This window comes from Streptomyces sp. NBC_01431 (assembly GCF_036231355.1).
In the GTDB taxonomy this organism is placed as follows: Bacteria; Actinomycetota; Actinomycetes; order Streptomycetales; family Streptomycetaceae; genus Streptomyces.
Window position 1 is genome coordinate 580,446 of sequence record NZ_CP109497.1, and the last position, 19,130, is coordinate 599,575.

Annotated in this window: 14 protein-coding genes and 3 pseudogenes; 6 read left to right on the forward strand and 11 right to left on the reverse strand. The window is 68.3% G+C overall.

All coding sequences use genetic code 11. From position 1 onward, the window contains the following. Window positions 1–130: 130 nt before the first annotated feature. The 5 genes from OG522_RS40040 to OG522_RS40060 all read right to left on the reverse strand — a co-directional run bounded on the left by OG522_RS40040 (window position 131) and on the right by OG522_RS40060 (window position 2,704). On the reverse strand, window positions 131–823 hold the full coding sequence (locus tag OG522_RS40040; protein ID WP_329468411.1) for an alpha/beta fold hydrolase: 693 nt from the start codon (window positions 821–823) through the stop codon (window positions 131–133). A 314-nt stretch (window positions 824–1,137) separates the two neighbouring features. Continuing rightward, the gene (locus OG522_RS40045; protein WP_329468413.1) at window positions 1,138–1,458 is read right to left on the reverse strand and encodes a hypothetical protein; all 321 of its coding nucleotides are present in this window, start codon (window positions 1,456–1,458) and stop codon (window positions 1,138–1,140) included. Beyond that, on the reverse strand, window positions 1,445–1,585 hold the full coding sequence (locus tag OG522_RS40050; protein WP_329468414.1) for a hypothetical protein: 141 nt from the start codon (window positions 1,583–1,585) through the stop codon (window positions 1,445–1,447). The genes OG522_RS40045 and OG522_RS40050 overlap by 14 nt, the downstream gene beginning before the upstream one ends. Before the next feature lie 165 nt (window positions 1,586–1,750). Then, window positions 1,751–1,963: a hypothetical protein gene (locus OG522_RS40055; RefSeq protein WP_329468415.1), complete on the reverse strand. Its 213-nt coding sequence runs from the start codon at window positions 1,961–1,963 to the stop codon at window positions 1,751–1,753. A 279-nt stretch (window positions 1,964–2,242) separates the two neighbouring features. Further along, a complete protein-coding gene (locus OG522_RS40060) occupies window positions 2,243–2,704 on the reverse strand; it encodes a hypothetical protein (RefSeq protein ID WP_329468416.1) in 462 nt (153 codons plus the stop codon). 1,073 nt (window positions 2,705–3,777) lie between these two features. On the opposite strand from OG522_RS40060, the gene OG522_RS40065 reads away from it, so the two are divergent. After that, entirely contained in the window at window positions 3,778–4,746 is a 969-nt protein-coding gene (locus OG522_RS40065; RefSeq protein ID WP_329468417.1) for a S1 family peptidase, read from the forward strand. Between the two features lie 479 nt (window positions 4,747–5,225). Beyond that, complete coding sequence (locus OG522_RS40070; RefSeq protein ID WP_329468419.1) at window positions 5,226–5,429, forward strand: hypothetical protein; 204 nt, start codon at window positions 5,226–5,228, stop codon at window positions 5,427–5,429. A 273-nt stretch (window positions 5,430–5,702) separates the two neighbouring features. On the opposite strand, the pseudogene OG522_RS40075 reads toward OG522_RS40070, so the two are convergent. The 3 genes and pseudogenes from OG522_RS40075 to OG522_RS40085 all read right to left on the reverse strand — a co-directional run. Continuing rightward, a pseudogene (locus tag OG522_RS40075) lies at window positions 5,703–6,125 on the reverse strand (recombinase family protein); the annotation flags it as partial. 458 nt (window positions 6,126–6,583) lie between these two features. After that, a complete protein-coding gene (locus OG522_RS40080) occupies window positions 6,584–8,374 on the reverse strand; it encodes an IclR family transcriptional regulator domain-containing protein (protein ID WP_329468421.1) in 1,791 nt (596 codons plus the stop codon). A gap of 1 nt (window position 8,375) precedes the next feature. Next, on the reverse strand, window positions 8,376–8,939 hold the full coding sequence (locus OG522_RS40085; protein ID WP_329468423.1) for an RNA polymerase sigma factor: 564 nt from the start codon (window positions 8,937–8,939) through the stop codon (window positions 8,376–8,378). Window positions 8,940–9,810: 871 nt separating this feature from the next. On the opposite strand from OG522_RS40085, the pseudogene OG522_RS40090 reads away from it, so the two are divergent. The 3 genes and pseudogenes from OG522_RS40090 to OG522_RS40100 form a co-directional block, all read left to right on the forward strand. After that, window positions 9,811–10,269 (forward strand): annotated as a pseudogene (locus OG522_RS40090) (DUF2332 family protein); the annotation flags it as partial. Between the two features lie 212 nt (window positions 10,270–10,481). Further along, complete coding sequence (locus tag OG522_RS40095; RefSeq protein WP_329468424.1) at window positions 10,482–11,465, forward strand: replication-relaxation family protein; 984 nt, start codon at window positions 10,482–10,484, stop codon at window positions 11,463–11,465. Between the two features lie 249 nt (window positions 11,466–11,714). Continuing rightward, window positions 11,715–13,742 (forward strand): hypothetical protein, encoded by a 2,028-nt coding sequence (locus tag OG522_RS40100; RefSeq protein ID WP_329468425.1) that lies wholly within the window; start codon window positions 11,715–11,717, stop codon window positions 13,740–13,742. 127 nt (window positions 13,743–13,869) lie between these two features. Here the strand turns inward: OG522_RS40100 and OG522_RS40105 are convergent, their stop codons facing one another. From OG522_RS40105 to OG522_RS40115, 3 genes and pseudogenes are all read right to left on the reverse strand, one after another. After that, the gene (locus tag OG522_RS40105; protein ID WP_329468426.1) at window positions 13,870–14,748 is read right to left on the reverse strand and encodes a GNAT family N-acetyltransferase; all 879 of its coding nucleotides are present in this window, start codon (window positions 14,746–14,748) and stop codon (window positions 13,870–13,872) included. A 263-nt stretch (window positions 14,749–15,011) separates the two neighbouring features. Further along, the gene (locus OG522_RS40110) at window positions 15,012–16,112 is read right to left on the reverse strand and encodes an IS110 family transposase (protein ID WP_329468427.1); all 1,101 of its coding nucleotides are present in this window, start codon (window positions 16,110–16,112) and stop codon (window positions 15,012–15,014) included. A gap of 170 nt (window positions 16,113–16,282) precedes the next feature. Further along, window positions 16,283–17,166, reverse strand: a pseudogene (locus tag OG522_RS40115) (IS5 family transposase). 425 nt (window positions 17,167–17,591) lie between these two features. On the opposite strand from OG522_RS40115, the gene OG522_RS40120 reads away from it, so the two are divergent. Further along, a complete protein-coding gene (locus OG522_RS40120; protein ID WP_329468428.1) occupies window positions 17,592–19,019 on the forward strand; it encodes a Vps62-related protein in 1,428 nt (475 codons plus the stop codon). Window positions 19,020–19,130 lie beyond the last annotated feature (111 nt).

Below are 19,130 nucleotides of genomic sequence, written 5' to 3' on the forward strand. Positions count from 1 at the left end.
CGGGGGGCACCCAGCCAGCCCGCTCTTGCATCAGGCAGGGCTGGGCTTTCCTTCATTTCATGGCTGCTGGCCTTGCCATCGTCCTCTCGCCTGGCTACGGCCAACGGACTGCAGCTCTCGGTAAGTGAGCCTATGAGGTGGCCACGGCGTCGGCTGCCTTGCGGATCAGGTCGAGGACGGCCTCGGGCTGGGAGAGCATGGGGACGTGGCTGCTGTCGACTTCGACAGTGGCGGCGCCCATGCGCTGGGAGACAAAGCGTTGCAGCTCGGGGTGTACGGCTTGGTCCTGGGTGGTGAGGAGGTACCAGGTGGGCTGGGACTTCCAGGCGGGGTTGTCGGTGGTGGAGGTGAGCATCTCCGCGCGCGGGGCGCCCTGGGTCGCCCACACCAGCTGCTGGTCCTCGGGGGACAGGTCCCCGCAGAAGTAGGAGATGCCGTCGCGGGCGATCCAGATCCGCCCATTCTCCTCCTGCAGGTGGGAGAACAGCTCGGGCTGGGTGAACTTGCCGATCTGTTCTTGGGCACTCTCGCCGGCCTCCGGGCTGAGCGCGGCGAGGTAGACCAGCCCGGCGACCTTCTCGTGGTTGCCGGCGGCGCTGATGACGAACCCGCCCCAGGAGTGGCCGACGAGGACCGCCGGCGCGCTGACCCGCTCCAGGGCACGATGGACGGCATCGACCTCCCCCTCCAGCGAGTCCAAGGTGTTCTGCGCGGAGATCACCTCATGGCCCTCGCGCTGCAGCGTGGGGATCAGCTTGCTGAAGCAGGAGCCGTCGGCCCACAGGCCGTGGGCGAAGACGATGCTCGGCTTCTTCGATGCCATCGGTACATTCCTCCGCTCGGCACGGATCACGGACCGATCCGCACACCTGACTGACACGCCACGCCCAGTCCACGCCGAGAACCGCCCGCCCACACCCGGGGTGACCCGACCAGGTGAGCACACCGCAGCGCAAGCCGCGCCACGACGGGCGGCATGGCCACGATCAGCCCCCGAGTGACGCTTGGGGCCGCTCCCACTGGGCATCGTGGCCAATCACCACGACGGGAGCGACGTCCAAAGTGCTGTTGAAGCGCTGCTCCGAGACGTGAATAAGGCCACCCGCGCTGCACCGCTTCAAGCGGTGGCATGCCTGGTCACAGGCAGGTGGTGAACCGACCGTCGGGCAGTTTGCGCAGCCAGCCGCGGTCGGCCAGTCTGACCAGCTTCCCGCGCAGCGGTTCCAGCTTGGCCCGTACGCTGATGTCGACTCCCAGCATCTTGCCGACCTGCCGGGCCATGACCGGTCCGGCGGCCCGCCGCACGGCGGCGAGGATGCGCTGGTAGTCCGGCGGGAGCGTGGCCTCCTCCACGCCCGGTGTACGGTGCGGAATCAGCATCACCGCCCGGCCGCCCACCTGCCCAGGCGCAGGCGCGGCCGAGGCTCGCTCGTCGGCGAGTTGCTCACATCCGTTCAAGGACCCTTTCGGCGATAGCGAGTTCGTCCCACTCCCGCACCTCAGCCAGCCGCTTGGCCAGCTGTTCTTCGAGTTCGTCCAGTTCAGCGCGCCGCGCGGTGATCCGTTCCAGCAGTTCGGGATCCATGCACCGGATCGTAGAAGGCCGCCCCGCCGCAACGAGCGGGAACCGGCAAGCCGGCCGCTGACAAACGATCTACTCCTCAAACAGCCGCCCATGACCAGCGTGAGCACCCCGAGAACCAGTCACACCAGCCTTTTGACCTGCAACTTCAAGTTGGCGAAGGCTCACTCAGTGGAACCCACCGAGTGGACGCCACCGTGGTGCGCACCGGATGACGGTGGACTCCACTCCGGAGCGCACCACGATGTCCGCCACCGCACCCGGTGCGCACCATCCGACGATGTCCGCCACCGCACCCGGTGCACCGCACCCGATGTCCCGCACCGCACCGGTGCGCGCACCGCCGCCCCACTCCTTGACCAGGTTTCGGCGGGTGCGCATCGTCGCTCCTAGACCAGGTTCGCCACCCAGCACGTTTCCCCTCGTCAGCGCTGGTCTGGGCTGTCGGACAGGTCGCGGACGAGGGGGTGTGTGATATAGGAGGCCGCCCGGCCGTGGCGCGCGCCCGGCACGGTGCGGCGGGGCCGGTGACGCGCACCGCGATGGGTGGTGCGGTGCGCCGTTGCGCGCACCACCGATGCCGTCACCGCACCTGGTGCGCGCCGGGTGCGCGCGGTGCGGTGCGGTGCGGTGCGCACCACCGGCATCGGGTGGTGCGCCCTACACGGCGGTGAGGCGCACCGGATGCGCACCGGCCGGTGCGGGGTGCGCATCGAGGGCCTGACCCACGCCGACGGCCTCCAGCTGGCGCAGCGTGTCGGCGACGCCCTCGTGGTCCTCGGTGAGGAACTGTGCGACGAAGTCGATGACCGCGCGGGCGATGCCCTCCGCCGCGTCCGGTCCTGCCTGCGCCCAGATCCGCAGCGAGGTCACGAAGACGCGCCCGAGGGCCTCCAGGGCGAAGGTGTCCTCGCACGGCTCGTCCGCGTCCGCGCCGGGCAGCGCGGTGACCGGGACGACGATCCGGGTGGCGACGTCGGCGAGCAGCTCGGGCATCCGAGGCTCGGCGCCGGCGAACTCGCGGGCGGCGTCGACGTCGTCGGCCTGGACGGCCCGGAGGTAGTTGAAGGCGCTGATGGCCGCGTGCGGGATCATCGGGGCGAGCGGCGTGGTGTCGGGCATGGTGGGCTCCTGAACGTATGGGGCGCCGCGCTGATCGCGGCGGCCTCGAAGACACCCTCGAACTGGGAACCTGTGGACAGAGTCCGGCCGCTGACGGGGGAGAACTCTCCTCCCTCCCGGTTGATCACGATGCGGTCACCGCGGAGAGGTTTTCCAAGATCGGCGTCACAAACTCGCCGCGGACGACACCTGTAGAAGGTGAATGGCGGGATAGGCCCGCCCCACCTCCAGGAGCGCCCTGTGGCGAGCACCGCAGACCGGCCCGAGCAGACCCTTGACCAGGTCGAAGAGACCCCCTCCATGGGCCCCTCCATCACCCCCTCCGCGCCCCGCCGCCAAGGACCGGGCGTTTCCGCAGGTCAGACCCGGCGGACAGGAGGTCGTCGCAGGTCCGACAACCCTCATGTAGATGTAGCAAGGCAGCCTCAGCACCGGCCGGATCGGCTGGGCGGTCCAGCTCGGGACCCTTGCCCGGTGTCGTGGTCGACTACGTCGCCGAGCAGTTCGGGTCCTCCGCGAACCGGCCGAAGCGCCTGCGTTGGTCCTCGCTCAGAAAATTCGTGGGCACCGCGCGCTCCTTGACCGTTAACTTGACTCGCGCGCGACGTTCTCAGCCTCTCCAGCCGTTTGTTCGGCGATCTTCCGTTCCGGCCCGGCTCATCACCGCCTCTGGTAGGCGGACCGGGCGTCGCGGGAAACATGCACCGCCTCCGAGCGGTCCACGATTGAGCACGGCGTCATCACGCGGCGCGGCCGGGGCTACATCCTGCGCGTCAGCACCACGCCTGCCGTCTACCGTGCTCTCCTCGACCGCTGCCAGCCCCCCCGGCGCAGCCCCGGCCATCCCGGCCCAGCGCAAGGCCTGCCGCGAGTACGAGAACCGCGCACCCTCGCACCCGCCGGACCGTGATCCTCTCAGCGCCAACGGCTGTACCGACATCCAAGGCCGACTTTCCCCCGCTCAGGAGGGGGGTTAACCACAGCATCGACCGGCCCGCTACCTGGATGGTCCGGCAGGCCGCGAACGACGAGGCTGAATGCGTAACGATCCACCGAGCATCAAGGAACCATCTGTGTTCAGCTTCAAGCCGCTGCGCCGCCGTACCGCCCGGACCGCAGCCGTCGGCGTTCTCGCCGCCGCGGCCTGCACCACCGTCATGGCTGGCAGCGCCGGAGCCATTGTCAACGGGTCGGACTCCACCGAGAGCTACCCGTTCATGGCGACCATCCCGGAGTCCGCCCCGAAGCACGGCCTTCTCGACGGGAACTGCGGGGCGTCGCTGATCGATCAGCAGTGGGTCCTGACGGCGGCGCACTGTGTGAAGGGCGACGGCCTCGAGCTGGACGGCACCGTGCGGGTCGGCAGCGACCACCGCAAGTCCGGCGGCACCGTCCGGAAGATCGACCAGACCTTCGTCCACCCCGGCTTTGTGAGCGGCGGCGGCAAGACCGCCAACGAGAACGACATCGCGCTGATACGCCTGGACCAACCGGTTGCCCAGCAACCCATCAAGATCGCAGAGAAGGCCGGGCAGCCCGGCACGCCGACCCGGCTCCTGGGCTTCGGCACCACCGCCGACACCGAGCTCAAGTTCCCGGACCGGCTGCATGAGCTGAACACCCGCAGGGGTGCCGAGTCCGAGTGTGCGCCCGGCTACGCCGACCGGACCCGGCTGTGCACCATCACCACCGTGCCCAAGGCCATGGCGTGCTTCGGGGACTCCGGCGGACCGCAGGTCCAAAAGGGCCGGGGCGGCCGCTGGGAGCTGATCGGCGTCACCTCGGGACCCGGCGCCCCGAACGTGCCGTGCTCGCAGGGCCCGGGCCTCTACACCAGCGCACCCGCCTACACGGGCTGGATCCACCAGACCATGAAGACCAACAGCGCCCAGCCGACTGCGGCCAAAGAAGGCTCCAACCTCGCCGAGACCGGCACGAACGACAACACCGCGGCGATCGGCGGTGCGGCAACCGCGCTGATCGTTGCCGGTGCTGGCATCACCGTCGCGGTACGCCGCCGCAAGACCCGTCGCGCCGCCTGAGCGGAACCGGCGCCAACCCAAGGGCGGCACCCCCCCGCAGGGGGCCCCGCCTTTTGCGTGACATCCCGTTAGTTCCCCTGAGCCCTGCTTAACCCTTGTCCCCGTGGCCAGGGTGTTCGGCCTCCTTGGAGTGTTCTTCGATCCGGTGACGGAGCTTCAGGATTCTCGAAGAGTTCTCACTTTGTCCGATCTATCTGCGATCGGGTTGAAGGCGAGGCGTCAGCCGCAACCGGAGACTGTGGGGCTGCTGCGGCAGCCTTGTTGAGTACCGTGGTGGCTGCTTGAACCGATATACATATCGAGAGGCCGACGCCATGCCCACCGCCAGGTTCTTCTTCGACGCGGGATCAGGCGCAGTCCTGTGGGCGGCCCCGGAGGACCGGGAGGTGTGGGGGTACCCGGTTGATCTGGACCGACTGCCGGTCAGTCACGACCTCCGCGACGGCCTGAGCAGGCTGGTAACTCGTTACGATACGTCGTTGAACTGGGATTACCCCCCGGACCCGGGACCGTGGCGTGCAGCGGAGTGCCACGACTTCAACGAGGCGGTACGCCAAGCGCTCAGTCGCCTTCGCACCGAACTCGGCCCGGCCTGGCAGATTCACGACGAGTTCTACGCACTCCACGAAGACCCGGACCTCGACCGCTACCTGGCCGACCCAGCCGCATTTGTTCGCACCTAACCTCGCCGGACGCACTCATCACGACTGCGTCGCCGGCGGCGCACGCCAACGACTGGACCCCGGTCGTCGCCGACTTCAGCCCACTCGGTGTCGACTTGGTGCTGGCCGCCGAGACCGGCCCAGCGAGTTGACCACGAACCCACGGGTTCATCCCGCAGAATCAGGTCAATCCGCCTCGGGTTCATGCCGAAGAACCTTCAGTTTCCGCGAACTCGCGGGCTTCACGGCCCTGTCTCCCGAAGCTACGGCGAAGTGACAAGCAACACTCTGTAATCAGAGTGACGCTCGGTCAGGGAGAGCGGGGCGGGGTCCGGGGACTTCGCCGACCTCCAGGTCGGCGAAGTCGGCGTGGGCCTGTTCGACAGCTTCGGGGTACGCCTCGTGTTTGGCGTGTTCGGCGAGCGCCCGGTAGATGCTGGCGACGGAGGGGCTCTGTCCCTTGCGCTTGCCGGTGGGGATGATCAGGTCGGGCTGGATCTGCTCGACGGACTCGCCGCCCGCGCGGCGCCGGAGCACGGTGTGGAGCATGTCGTCGGTGATGACCGGGGGCCGGCCGCCGTGCTTGCCCTTGCGGGCGGCGGTGTCGAGCCCTTCGAGCGTGGATTCGCGGATGTTCTCCCGCTCGGTCTCCGCCATCGCGGCGAAGAACGCGAACAGCAGTTTCCCCGGGCCGGTGGGGTCGTAGATGCCGGGCAGTCGCGACCGTGGCCTTCGTCGGCTGACGGGGGACGGTCTTCTCCCGGTTGAGGTGCCCGTACACCGTGGAGCGCGGCACGCCGAACAGGTCGGCGGTCACCTTCCGGGGATCAGAGTCGGCCGTTCCTTCCGGGTGCCGGAGAACGCGGTTCACGAGTACCTGCGGGAGACCCTGGACGAACTCGTCTCGCTCCAAGAGCGGGGCGAAAGGGCCTGACCTTGAAACGGGGCGTGCAACCGGAGCCGCCCGCGGTCCTGCCCGCCGACGGCTTCGAGACACGTGATGCACGCCCCCGCTGGCCGGTGAGGGGGGAGAGGTCAGCCTGGACCCGTTCGGGAGGGGCGGCAGAGCGGCTGGCTGACCGCCGCCACGGGCCGTCCTGCGCCTGGTGTGCCGGGGCCGGGCACCGGCTTCCCGAGGTGGGATGGTGTGGTGCCCGGCCTGGTGGATGGATGGGTCAGTGGCGGCTCCCCGCTACGGCTGGGGCGAGGAGGAGGCTGGTGGATGTCAGTACGTCCGGGCTGGGGACGAGCGGGGGATCCAGGGTCCGTACGGGGAACTGGAGCACCACCGCATCCAGTTCTTGTTCCTCCTCTTCTTCTGCCTCGGTGCGCGCGTGGAAGCTGTACTCGCTCAGCTCGCCTGGCCAGTGGTCAACCCCGAGGCGGGTGGACGGCTGCTTGGTGAAGTCGGCGGGCCCGGGGGCGAGGGATTCCTCGACGTGTCGGGGCATGAGGGCATCGTGACGGCCGCTTTCCAGGGCGGGCGGCGCTGTGGCCAGCAGCAGTGACAGCAGCAGGCCGGCCGATCGGCTTGAGAGTGTTTTCGCCGCCTGGAGCAGGCGGTGGCGCTGTGTGTGGGGAAGTGACAGCGCCACACAGCCGATCTCGTTGCCGATCCGCAGCGGGACGGCGAAGCACAGGTCGCCGTTGGAGTACTCGAACAGATCGAACTGCGAGGCGTGGGGGCCGTATCCGTCGAGGCTGTGGAAGAGCGAGGCCCGGTCGGTGATGGTCCGCTGGGTCAGCATGATCGGCCGGCGGCGGGCGAGGTGGTCCATCCTCTGCTCGAAGGTGAGTTGGGCGAGCAGGCTCTTGCCCAGTGCCGTGGCGTGCGCGGAGTCCTCGAAGGGTGCCACCTTGCGCACTCCGGGCGTGGAAGGTCCGTCCGCCGAGGCCGCGATCTCCACCTCCCCGTTGCGGTAGGTGCCAATGTAGACGGCCGCTCCGACAGCATCACGCAGAGCTGCGAGGACCTGCCCGATCACAGCCCCGCGGCGGTGGTGATGGGGCGCGGCCAGCAGCCGCAGTGCGACCCCCGGCACGTATCCGCCGTCCGGCGTGAGCTGCACCAGCTGCTGCTGGCCGAGCCAGACCAGCAGACGCTGCACCACAGGGCGGGACAGGCTCGTGGCCTGCGCCAGATGACGCTCGCTCACCGACATTCCGGCACTGGCGATGATGTGCAGCAGCTCCAGAACCCGCTGCGCCGACTGCCACCGCCGCGCCGGCCGTCCCGCTCCAGGCACCTGCTGGGCCATGTCCATCAGCGATGCCTGCCTCAACGGGCCCGGTGCCCACCGCGGTCCCGGCGCCGGAGCCGGGACAGGCGACCTCTCACCGGGTACGTCACGCCGATGGACAACGCCCTGCGCGCCGCCTGCCGCCTCACGGACCCTAGGCCAGAGGGCCTCGGCCGCGGTGGTACGGGGGTGAGGAATCCGCACAGCTTCACCCTGCCGACGGCTCGGGCGGACCGTGTGAAGCAACGCCTCGATGTCGGCCGTGAACTCACCGTCCTGCCGCACACCGCTGTCCTCGTGGCAGGACAGGCCGATCCCGGCCAGATCCCAACCCGCCTGGTACAGCAACACCTGGGCATCCCCATGCCCCCACCGGGCGGCGCTCACCAAGGCCGGCACCGCCTCGCCGGCCAGATCAGGACCAGACCGCCACAGAGCGACCGCGAGACGGAAGGCAGCTCCCGGATGCTGTTCCTCCAAGGCGCGACGCAGCCAGTTCCGGGCCAGTTCGAGATCTCCCGTGCGCAGCGCCGCAGACCCGAGCCGGTAGCAGGAATTCGCGTGCCGCCGCTGCTCACGTTCCGCGAGTCGCCGCACCTGGGGCTTGCCCCAGTCACCCCTGGGCCGGTCCCAGAAGTCGGCTCCCTTCCCCTCGGACAGCAGGGCGGCGATGACGGAAGGCATCGCCCTCCGGAGCCCGCCCTGTCCGCTGTCATTGACGCTCACGTCACTCACCTTCGCCCTCGTCTTGGCGCCGGGTCTTCCTGGGTTCCTCGTCGCGGATGTGGAGCCGCAGCTTGGTATCCGCCCGCAGTTCCTCTGCCGCCTTGCTCTTCAAGGTCTGGATGACGGCCACGCCGCGGTTCATGTGTTCTGCGATGGCCTGGTCGTCCATGCCACAGCTCTGCATCTCCGCGACGGTCTTGCGCTGCGTCGGCTTCATCCGCGAGATGGCAGGTTTGATGAGTTCGTCCATCGGTTCGATCGGCGAGTGCGGCGTCATGCTGCCGAACGACAGGGGCAGGTCCGAGGACCGCGCAGGCCGCGCCAGGATGTGGCGCTCGATGTCCTTCATCGTGCCCTCGTCCGCCGGGAGCGAGGGAACGCGGTAGGCGTCGTTGGCGAGGTTCTTCAGGATGACCATCAGGTACGGCAGGACCCCGCGCCCCTCCTTGCCCGGGTCGTCCAGCCACGCCTCGTACGCCCGGCCGATCGTCTCAGCCGCCATGTGCTCTGCCTGAGCGCGCAGGCGGGGATGGTGGCGGTCGACGTACCCCGTCAAGGTCGACATCCAGCTCTCCACGACGCCGACGTTGCCGAAGAGAGCGTCGACTTCCTGATGCCAGCGCTCATCTGGTGCTTGCGGGGACGGGCTGACTACCACGGGCCGCGCTCCCATCCGGGTGCCGAGGCTCCGCAGGCAGCAGAGGATATGGCCCACATCCTGATGTGACCGCCTACCGGCTCCATGAACATCACCACGGTCTGCCGGCACCCGCAGGCCCCATCAGCACGAGCCGCCCGAGCACGCGCGGGGGATCCCTTACGGCCCCGCCGGCCGCGCAGAGCGCGGAAAATGGCGATCACCGCCTGAACCACACCGGCCGCAGCCGAGAGAACCTCGGCAACCTCCAGCGCTGTCATTTGCTCTCCAACAAGATCGTTCCACCGTGACGCACAGGCGCGTCACACGCCTCCTACGGCCACAGCGGCGCGATCTTTCCTCGCGATCGAAAATGATCGGAACCGACCCCTCCCTACCCTTCCGCTGGTGTGCACAGACCCGTTGCGGACAGCATTCGGCCGGGCGTGAGGATGCGTGCCAAACGGACCCGGTGCCACCCCGTCTCGCATCCCCGAGGAGTGCGGTTCACGTCGACGTGGGGAGAGCCGTGACTCCTGGACGTGTCCCGATCTGGTCGCGGAGGTCAGTGCTGACCGGGCGGTGGACCGGGGTGGTGTGTGGCGTCACCCGCTGCGGTTGCGGCTGCGCCTGGACGTGGGGCTGGAGGACGTTCCGAGGTTCGGCCAGGGGTCGGCCGCGGCGGCCGGCTGAGTGCCTGACCGGGCCGCGCGTAGAAAGCCGTTGGCAACTTTCCAACAGCAACTCTTTTCCCCGGGCATGCTCTGCCGTCAAGATCGTCACGACAGAGGAGCGGACGATGGAAACGGCAGAGCGGTACCGGCGCTTCGCGAGCACGGAGGTACGCGGACACTCCGCGACCTATGACATGTTGGCGGCTCGGATCGCGGTGGACGAGGAGCTGCTGGCTTTGATCGACCGCCTTCCGGTATCCAAATGGCAGCCGAACCTGCTGCTGGGGGCCGTGCGATTCCTCGGCGGCCCCGTCGCCGACTACCCGGCCTTCCGCGCTTGGACGCTGGCCGCATGGGACTGGGTCGAGCAGACCATGCGCGGGCGGTTCACCCAGACGAACGAGGCCGGGCGATGTGCCACCCTGCTGCCGCTCCTTGCCTCCCTGCCCCAGCCGCTCGCCCTGATCGAGGTCGGAGCCTCGGCCGGGCTGTGCCTACCTGCCGACCCCGGAGCGGGAATCCTTCGTGGAGACCGTACGATCCCTGCCCTGCCACTGGATCTCCAACGAGGATCCCCGGTCCTTCCCTCCGTGGAGGACCGGCTCCCCCGGCCCGCGCCGCAGGACCACGACGTATTCGTCATGGCCCTGTGCGATCTCTCTGGTTGGTGTCAGTGGTGGTGAGAGTCAGTGGCGGGGGTCGTGGTTGAGGGTTCTTGTTGCTGGTCAGAGGGCTGGTGGCGGGCGTTTTTCACTGTCGTGGGGTGAGAGATTTCACTGTCATGAGGCGTTATCTCATGGAGGGTGACGCTGTCTCAGTTTCGAGAGTTCTCACCCAGATCGAGGGTGAGCCGGCCGATGTCCTCGCCGCCGCGCAGGCCGCGGTTGCCGCTCCGGCCGGGCTGGGCACCATCGCCTCCTATGCGACCGAGGTGGCGCTGCCCGCGACGGGCACCTGGTCCAACCCCGGCAAGGGCGGCGCCCAGGCGGACATCGTCATCGCCGCGCCCGAGGACGGGGTGCCGCTGCTGTTCGTGGAGATCGACAACTGTTACGAGTCCCCGCAGGTACTCGCCGCGAAGATCGACAAGTACATGCGGTTCTGTCAGCGGAAGGTGAAGGACGTGGACGGCAAGGAGCGTCCGATGTGGCGCACCCGCTGGTGGGTGCCCGACGGCCGCCGTCACGATCAGCCGCACCCGCCGCTGCTGCTCGTCTTCAACCGCGTCGGCCCGCGTAACCCCAACACCGTCATCGCGCAGCTGGCCGAACTGACTAGGCGGCACTGGCAAGGCGAGGCGTACGGCGACGGCTTCCACATGTACGACGGCAAGCTCCCCATCGTGGTCACCGGAATGAAGCAGCTCCAAGAGCACGGCCCGGCCGGGGCGGTCTTCCGGCGCTTCGGCCGACCCCAGAACCAGACGCTCCTGGAGGCGATCGGCAACCCCCGCCGCGAAGCCCACGACGCCCGCCAGCAGGCCGAGTCGGCAGCCCGCGAGCGGGAGTACAAGGAGCAGCTGCGCCGCGTGGCCGAACAGAGGCGGGCCGAGCGGGAGGCCCCCCGTCCCGTGTGCGCCGGCTGCGGCAGCCGGTTCACCGACGCACGGTGGAAGGCCATCGCGCCCGCCGGGTGGGACGCCCCACGGGAGACCCACCCGCACCTGTGCGGGGACTGCAAGCAGCGCGCCCTCACCGCCGAGCGCCAAGCCGAGCACCAGGAGCAGACGGTGCCCGAGCAGAAGGCTGGCGGCACCTGGCTCTCACGCTTCCGCAGCTGACGCCGACAGGCCCGCGCTGTCAGTGGCGGCTGCAAGGTTGGTGCGGGGAGCCTGGTGGGGCGCCTGCGCAATCCCACGATGTGCAGAGTGCCCGCAGTTCGTTACGGCGAGAGCGGTTCAGGGCAAGAAGGCGTTTTCAGACCTTCATCTGAATCGTTGCCTACTTTGGCGCTTTTGCCTGCTTCGGGGTGGTTAGCGTCTTGCGGAGCGCGGCCTGCGGCTGCGCGTAGCGCAACCGAGGGGAGTTCGGTGTCGGATCAGGTGAAGTCGAGTGAGCAGGACCGGCTGGAGCGGCTGGGGTCCCTGCTGTCGGGGTCGCGTGCCCAGGAGCGGGTGGGTCGTGCGCTGGGGCAGGGCGGTTCGTACAGCAACATCCTGCTGGGGGCGTTGCTGCACGGAGCGGAGCGGGTGCGGCGGGGTAAGACGCCCACGGATTTGGAGCGGCCTCTGCTGGATGCGCTGCGGACGGTGGTCTCCGAGGCCGAGTTGAAGCAGTGGGGGCTGACGTACCGGAACCTGGTCGATCGCCAGGGAAGTCTGGCGATGGTGCCGGAGAGGATCACGCGGCTGTCGGTGGACCAGGGCTACAGCATCGCTGACCTGAAGCAGGATTTCAGGGGCCTTGCGGACGAGGCTCTGGCGTCTCCGAACGTCCAGATCGTCGACCCCTTCGATGTGGCGGCCGGTAAGCCTGAAGACCCCGCGTTCATCGCCGCCATGCGTGACACGCGGATCGCGGTGACCGGCTACGCCCGGCCCCCGCAGGTCGCTGCCGCCGTAGCCGGCGACGGCGTGGGCCAGGCGGTGGAGGCGGTGGGCGGACAGGACACAGGAGAGGACCGTGCGGCCGCCGAGTCCTTCCCGGTGAAGCTGGTGATGGACGAATTCGTTGTTGCACGGGCCGTCGGAGACCAGTGGGGCGGCAGGGACGAGATTTACTGGACCGCCTCCACGGCCGCCGGCGCAGGGGGGCACTCGTATGTGTCACAGGAGTTCGGCGGGCTCAAGAAGGGCGATAGTCGCCGCTTCAACTCCAACAACGTCCTCTACCAGGGCAACTCCACCGGCCTCGTAGCGGCGCACATCTCCGTCTGGGAGGCCGACCAGAGCAGTGAAGAGTGGTGGAGCGCGTTGAAGGGCGCGCTGAACACCGCGGTCAAGCTCATCGACGGGCAGCTGTCGGCCCTGGGCCTGATCGATGACCTGTTCGGCGGCTTCGGGGTCCCCTTGTGGGTGACGATCGGCTTCGAAGTCGCGAAGGTGTTCGTCGCCACCATCGACATCTGGCGCAACTACGACGACCTGTCCTGCTCCCGCCTGATCGGACTGGAGCGGCAGGACCTCGCCGTCCTCTCCCACCGTGGCCACGCGACCTGGAACTTCAATGGCGACGGACACCACACGCTGAAGGTGGTGTGGGGGCACACGAGTGTGGTGCCGTTTCCCGTCCGCACCCTTGAGTGCGCGCAGCTGACCGGCGACACGTGGGGCGCACCGGTCTCCCTGGGCTGGAAGAGCATCACGCCGCCTGCTCTGGCCTCCTACAACGGCAAGCTCTACGCCGCCTTCGTCCGCCCCGAGGACCACAAGGTGATGTGGACCCGCCGGGAGGGGCACCAGTGGAGGAAGCCTGAGCCGGTCGGAAGTGACAACAGCATCTTCGCCCCCGCGCTAGTCGCCGCCCACGGCAAGCTGTTCTACGCCGTCACGGGCGGTGGCGACAGCCTGTGGTGGCGCACCTTCACCGAAAGCGGGTCCTGGACCCCGCCGCAGAAATTCGAGGGCTACAACCCGGGCATCGCGCCAACGATGGCGGCGTTCTCGAACCGGGTGTGGCTGACCCACGTCGGCACCGACGAGAAGGTCTACCTGAACACCCACGACGGCAAACAGTGGAGCGGGGCGTACCAGAACAACCGGAACTGGATCACGGAAAACCCCGTCGCGATGGCCGCCACCGGCGACCATGTGTGGCGCATCGCCCGGGGACTGGACGGCAAGGTGTACACCACCACCTCCGGCGGCACCTCCAATTGGGACGAGCATCCCGTCCACCCGACGTGGAAGGTTTCCAAGGGCGTCGGCCTCGCCAGCCACAACGGGAAACTGTGGATCTTCCTGCGGGACATGGACGGCTACCTGCGTGCAGCGACCCGCACCGCAGCCGGTCCCTGGAGTGCCGCCCACTACGTCAGCGGAACCAAGAAGATCCCGCTTCAGGGAGAGCCGTCCGCTGCCTCGCACGACGGCAAGCTCTACGTGATGTACACGCGCTGAACCGTACGGCCAAGGGCACTCAAGGCCACCCGAGAGCAAGCCCGCGTGGTCCTGCCCCTAGGGCCTGTTGTGAAAGTGCCGACGGGCCGGACGAGGTGATGCCCAGGTCCGGCCCGTCCGCTCGTTTCTACAGGTCGAGCTGGTACTGGAGTGTCGTGTGCGTGGGCACGTAGCCGAGGCTGTCGCTGATGTGTCTCATGTGCGTGTTGCTGTCGGCAGTGTCGGTCAGGAGGCCGCCGAGGTCTGGATAGCGCCCGTGGGCTTGTCGGATCGACTCGGCCTTCATCCATCGGCCGAGTCCGTGTCCCCGGTGTTCGGGCAGCACGCCGGTGCCGTAGTGCTGGCCATCACCCGTGCCATTGCCGGGGACGACGAGTTCGGTGAATCCGGCGATCGAGTTGTCGCAGGTGTCGATGGCGACGACCGTGTGCAACTGGTTGCCGCGCTCTTCGACGTCCTTCGCCGCAGCCCGAACCCGCTCCACGTCCCAAGCCACGGTGCCGTAGTCGGTGTCCTCCATGGGCATATCGTCCATGGCCCGGCGTGAGGCGGCGAACGTCTGGGCAAGGGCGTCGGGGACGGTTCCCTGCCATGACGCCAGCCGGTAGCCGGGATGCGGACGCTCGATGACCTCGGCGAGGGCGATGGCGTCCACGTCGGCCAGCGGCAAGCGGGCGAACCTCAAGGTGAGGACCTTGCGGAAGCCGCGGGCCAGCAGGAAGTGATCGCCGGGCGATCCGGCCTGGGCCTGCGCGCTGACGCAGCGCCGGGCGTTGTCCCGGGCGACTGTCACGGCCGTGTCGAGGAGCCGGGAGCCGACGCCCTTGCGGCGCTCCACGGGATGGACGTGGAGGGTCAGTTCGGCCAGGTGCTCTTGTCCGCCATCGAACAGGCGCAGAAAGGCCGTCCCGACGGGGATGGAATCGGCGTCAGACGCCAGCCATGCAAGGCGTCGGCTGTGCGCCCCGTGAGCAGGGTCGGTCAGTGGGGTGATGCGGAGCGACAAGGTGTCTCCGTCGTGAGGAGTTGGCAAAGGTCAGTACGCGGGCTCAACTGCTGGGCACTCCTGCGCATGTGCTCCACACCTCCTCGTCGACAGTGCCGGTCCGGATCAACATGGACGGCTCGGAGAACGTAGCTGGTCTTTCGGCTCATCGGCAAAGGGTTAACTGAAGGCTGTTGCGGCTGCGGGGTCACAGCCACTCATTGATGGCCGCGACCAGCACGGTTGCTTCGTAGCGGACGGCGAGTTTGATGCCCCTATGGATGTCAATATCGTCCTGCGGCTGGCGCTGGTGCAGGAGTGGCCTTCCCGTGCATGGTGATGAGTTGGTAGATCTCGCGGGCGACGTAGCGTTTGAGGCAGCGGATGGCCTCGCGGCGGGTCTTGCCTTCGGCGATGCGTCGTTCCAGGTACTCGCGGCTGCGGCTCTCCCAGCGCAGTCGGGCCAGGACGATTGTGTAGAGGGCGGAGTTGGCTTGTCGGTCACCGCCTCGGTTGAGCCTGCGACGCTGAGTCTTGCCGGATGATGCCTCCACCGGGCTGACGCCACAGAGGGCGGCGAAGGAAGCCTCGCCGCCCATCCGGTCCGGGTTGTCGCCGGCTGCTATCAGCAATGCGGCCGCGGTGTCAGGGCCGACGCCGTAGCAGTCCAGGAGCTTCGGCGCGTAGGAGGTGATCGCCGAGGTGATCCGTCTGGTGAGGTCGTTGATCTCCTCGGTGAGGTGACGGATCCGGCTGGCTAGCAGCCGCAGGGTGTGGCGTGCAGCCATGGCCGGGGTGGCCCCGGCTGAGTCCTCCAACTCGGAGCATCGACGGATGAGTTTAGGGTTGCTGAGGCCTGCCAGCGATTCACGCAGCGCGGGGTCTGCGGAGACCAGGACGGCCTTGAGCTGGTTGATCGCTTGCGAGCGTGACTTGACCGCAGAGCTCTTGGCCATCAACATCCGGACTGCCTCCACCGGACCGTCGGTGGTCTTGGCGGTGGCGGTGGCGCGGCCTGAGAGCACCGCTTGGGCGGCGGCCGCCGCGTCGATCGCGTCGGTCTTTCCTCGTCGGCGCCGCAAGGCCTTGTCCGGCTGGTTGACCTCGGTGACCGCGATGCCTTCGCTCTGAAGGTAGCGGGTCAGCGCGGCACCATAGGAGCCGGTGCACTCGACTCCAGCCCGCTTCAGAATTCCGAAGGCCCGTGCCCATGAAAGGAGTTGTCGGTATCCCTCTCGCGTGGTCGGGAAGCTACGAGTGTCAAGCATGGCTCCGGTAGAAGTGATCACCGCAGCGACGTGCACATCCTTGTGGGTGTCCACGCCCAGCACGATGTCCTCTGGGTGGCTGGTCGTGTCGTGCGGCGGAGGGGCTTGCCGGGTCATGCTGGGCACGGTCGTCTGTCTCCTGAACGCCTGGGGGGACTGGTGGCCGGCGCCGGGCCGGTGAGGCGGTCAGGACTGTGACGGTGCGCGTCGCGAAGGCCCCTATCGGGACACGCCCACTGGTCCGGCGGCAGCACGCACCGCCTCGGGCAGTGGTCGGCAGATCAAGCTCAAGGCATCAGCGCCAGTCGTACCTCGGGCCAGACCACCGCCCGGGGCGGCACCCGACCATCCTCACAGTCGTATCTCGTGGCCACGGCCCGGTGGCGCTTGAGGCGATTGATCCCGCATTCGACCGCGTGCCTCTCGCGGTAGTCGGCCCTGTCGAACGTCGGCGGGCGGCCGCCGCGGTAGCCGAGCTTCTTACGGTTGCGGACCTGGTCCTTCTTCTCCGGGATCGTGCACCGGATCCCACGTCGGCGCAGGTAGGCACGGTTCTTCCGGGAGCCGTACGCCTTGTCGGCACGCACTCTGTCCGGCCGCTTGCGTGGACGCCCCAGACCCTGCCGTCGCACCCGGATGTTCTCCAGGACCGGTTCGAACTGCGGGGAATCCCCGCGCTGCCCGGCCGTGATCACAATCGACATGGGCTTCTGGCCCTGCTCGACCGCGAGATGGACCTTGGTGGTCAGCCCGCCTCGCGAGCGCCCGAGACCGTGGTCGTCCGGCTCGACCTCAACGCCGCCGGGCGGCTCCTTCTGAAGATCCCCCCTTTGACCGCTCCGGCGGCGTGCTGGTGGGCGCGGCAGATCGTCGAGTCGACACTGACATCCCAGGTGATCAGGTCCTTCGCGTCCGCCTGGGCCTGCAGTTCGGTGAAGACTCGCTTCCACGTGCCGTCGCGCTGATGGCGCCGGAACAGGTCGTAGACCCGATCCCACGGCCCGTACCGCTCGGGCACATCCCGCCAGGGCGTCCCGGTCCGGGTCCGCCACCGTATGCCGTCGATCAGCTGCCGCCTCGGCCATATCGGCGGCCGGCCAGGCTTCTTGCCCTTCGGCAACAACGGCTCCAGCCTGGCCCACTGCTCGTCCGTCAGATCTCCACGCGCCACAGCGCGTGATCATTCCATGACCAAGATCGACTTTCACAACAGGCCCTAGTGCGTACTGCCGATCACCGCCCGCCTCCGGAGCCACGCGCGCGGGCGAGGCGGAGGGCCTGGACGAAGTGCCGCTGGGCGGCATCGTGCTGACCGGCACCGAAGGCCATCCACTCCGCCGGGACAACTCAGCGGGGGCGGAGAAGAGTTAACGGTCGATCAGGTTGGCGAAGCGGCCTTGCCGCCCTCAAGGTGCGCTCGCCGGATGGTGCAGCGTTCCGGGGCCAGCCTTGGTGGAGGCCACAGGTGTACGCGACCGAATACGTGTAGTTGCGGTGATCGTTTTTGTGTGAAGCGAGGGCGTTGCTGTGGACTCGCCCTTAGCCTCGAATCCGCGTACCCGCACAACGCGGGTATATCCAAGCAAAGGGGGGCTTGTGCCGAACCTCGAGACTTTCGGTGACATCGACATCCGTTACACCACCGCCAGAACGCGGATCTGGAGCAGCATGGGGGCACGCGGCCGCAGGGGCGTCAACGTCTGGCTCCCGAGGCCGCCGGGCCTTGTTGGGACGGGTGGGTGGCGTCCGTTGGCGACCTACGTGTTCACGGCGGACACGCCCGGCTCGGCCGGCGACATCGTGCTCTTACCTGACCTGGCTTCCGAGACCGGCCGTCCGATGCCGCTGCTGCGTAACCGGGGCAACGGGCAGGGTCCGTTGGCCAGTCCGGTGCGTTACGAGCGGATCTGGCGCGACAAGGGCAGCGGAGCGAGCCTGTATGGGTCGGCGTGGCGGCCGATCCCGCCGGCTGGGTATGTGGCGCTGGGGGATGTGTGGTGGGAGGGCTGGGACACCGCGCCGCCGCTGAATGCCATCTGGTGTGTGAAGAAGGAGCACGCGGGCCGCGCTTACGCCCGCGCGGCACGGGTGACCCCGCAGTTGTGGAACGACGCAGGGACCGGGTCCGATGTCGATGTGGCGGTGTGGGGGCTGGATGCCCCGCTCACCTCGGTGACGGACACGGCCGAGCGGCTGTTTTTGGCCGTGGAGCACACGACGACGGTGAACCACCACAACGTGGCGGACCCGACCCCCACTTCGTGGGTGCTGGAGGTACCCGCTGATGTCGTGACGCGGGAGGTGCCCGAGCCGCCGCGGATGACGTCGACCGCGCAGCCCTCTGCCCCCGTCCCGGTGACGGACCGCATCGTGCGGGTGCCGTTCACCGCGGTGAACGACCCCGACCGCAGCGAGCAGTGGAAGATCGACAACAGCCCCTTCTACTCCATCCGCCGCCAGGTCAGCTACGAGGTGGCTGTCTACGGCCACAACCGCGACGGGTCGAGGCCCGCCGTCGCGGGCGAGGAAGTGAAGACCGGGATCACCAAGGAGGAGAGCGAGACCTTCACCGAGAAGACCACCATCACGGTTTCCGCCAGCGCCGGCATCTCCTTCAAGGCACTGTCCGTGGGAGCCTCGGTCGACATCACCCGGGAGACCGGCTACGAGTCGCGGACCACGGTCACCCAGTTCGAGGAAAAATCCGTACCCAAGCAGATCAGCATCCCCCCGCAGTCGGCCGGCGTGCTGTGGGTGAAGGTCCACCACTTGGAGGTCTACCGCGCGGACGACACCCTCGTCGGCGGTGAAACGCTGACCTTCAGGATCAACAACTCCTTCGTCGTGGGTGAGTACCCGCTGGGCACCGGCGTCATCGAAGTCCCGACCGCGGCGGAAGCCGAGCCCGAGTTCTCCCAGGCTCCCGACATCGACTGGGAGACCGGAGAAGGCTTGCCGCAGATCGATACCGCCGCACTGGCCAAACAAGCCGAGCAGAACGCTGGAGACCAGCCAGCCAGCTGAGGTACCCCCAGCCCTGTGCCCTGCTGGCCCCGGGGGCGTTGCTGTTTCCCGGGGCCCGCGTGCTGCTCCGTCGGACTGCGGGGATGCAAGAATTGGACCGCCGGGGGCCTC

Bases quoted from the DNA above. Each gene is read 5' to 3' on its own strand.
- OG522_RS40040 (WP_329468411.1), bottom strand. From the start codon at position 823: ATGGCATCGAAGAAGCCGAGCATCGTCTTCGCCCACGGCCTGTGGGCC.
- OG522_RS40050 (WP_329468414.1), bottom strand. From the start codon at position 1,585: ATGGATCCCGAACTGCTGGAACGGATCACCGCGCGGCGCGCTGAACTG.
- OG522_RS40055 (WP_329468415.1), bottom strand. From the start codon at position 1,963: ATGCGCACCCGCCGAAACCTGGTCAAGGAGTGGGGCGGCGGTGCGCGC.
- OG522_RS40060 (WP_329468416.1), bottom strand. From the start codon at position 2,704: ATGCCCGACACCACGCCGCTCGCCCCGATGATCCCGCACGCGGCCATC.
- OG522_RS40085 (WP_329468423.1), bottom strand. From the start codon at position 8,939: ATGTCGACCTTGACGGGGTACGTCGACCGCCACCATCCCCGCCTGCGC.
- OG522_RS40095 (WP_329468424.1), top strand. From the start codon at position 10,482: ATGGAGGGTGACGCTGTCTCAGTTTCGAGAGTTCTCACCCAGATCGAG.
- OG522_RS40110 (WP_329468427.1), bottom strand. From the start codon at position 16,112: ATGACCCGGCAAGCCCCTCCGCCGCACGACACGACCAGCCACCCAGAG.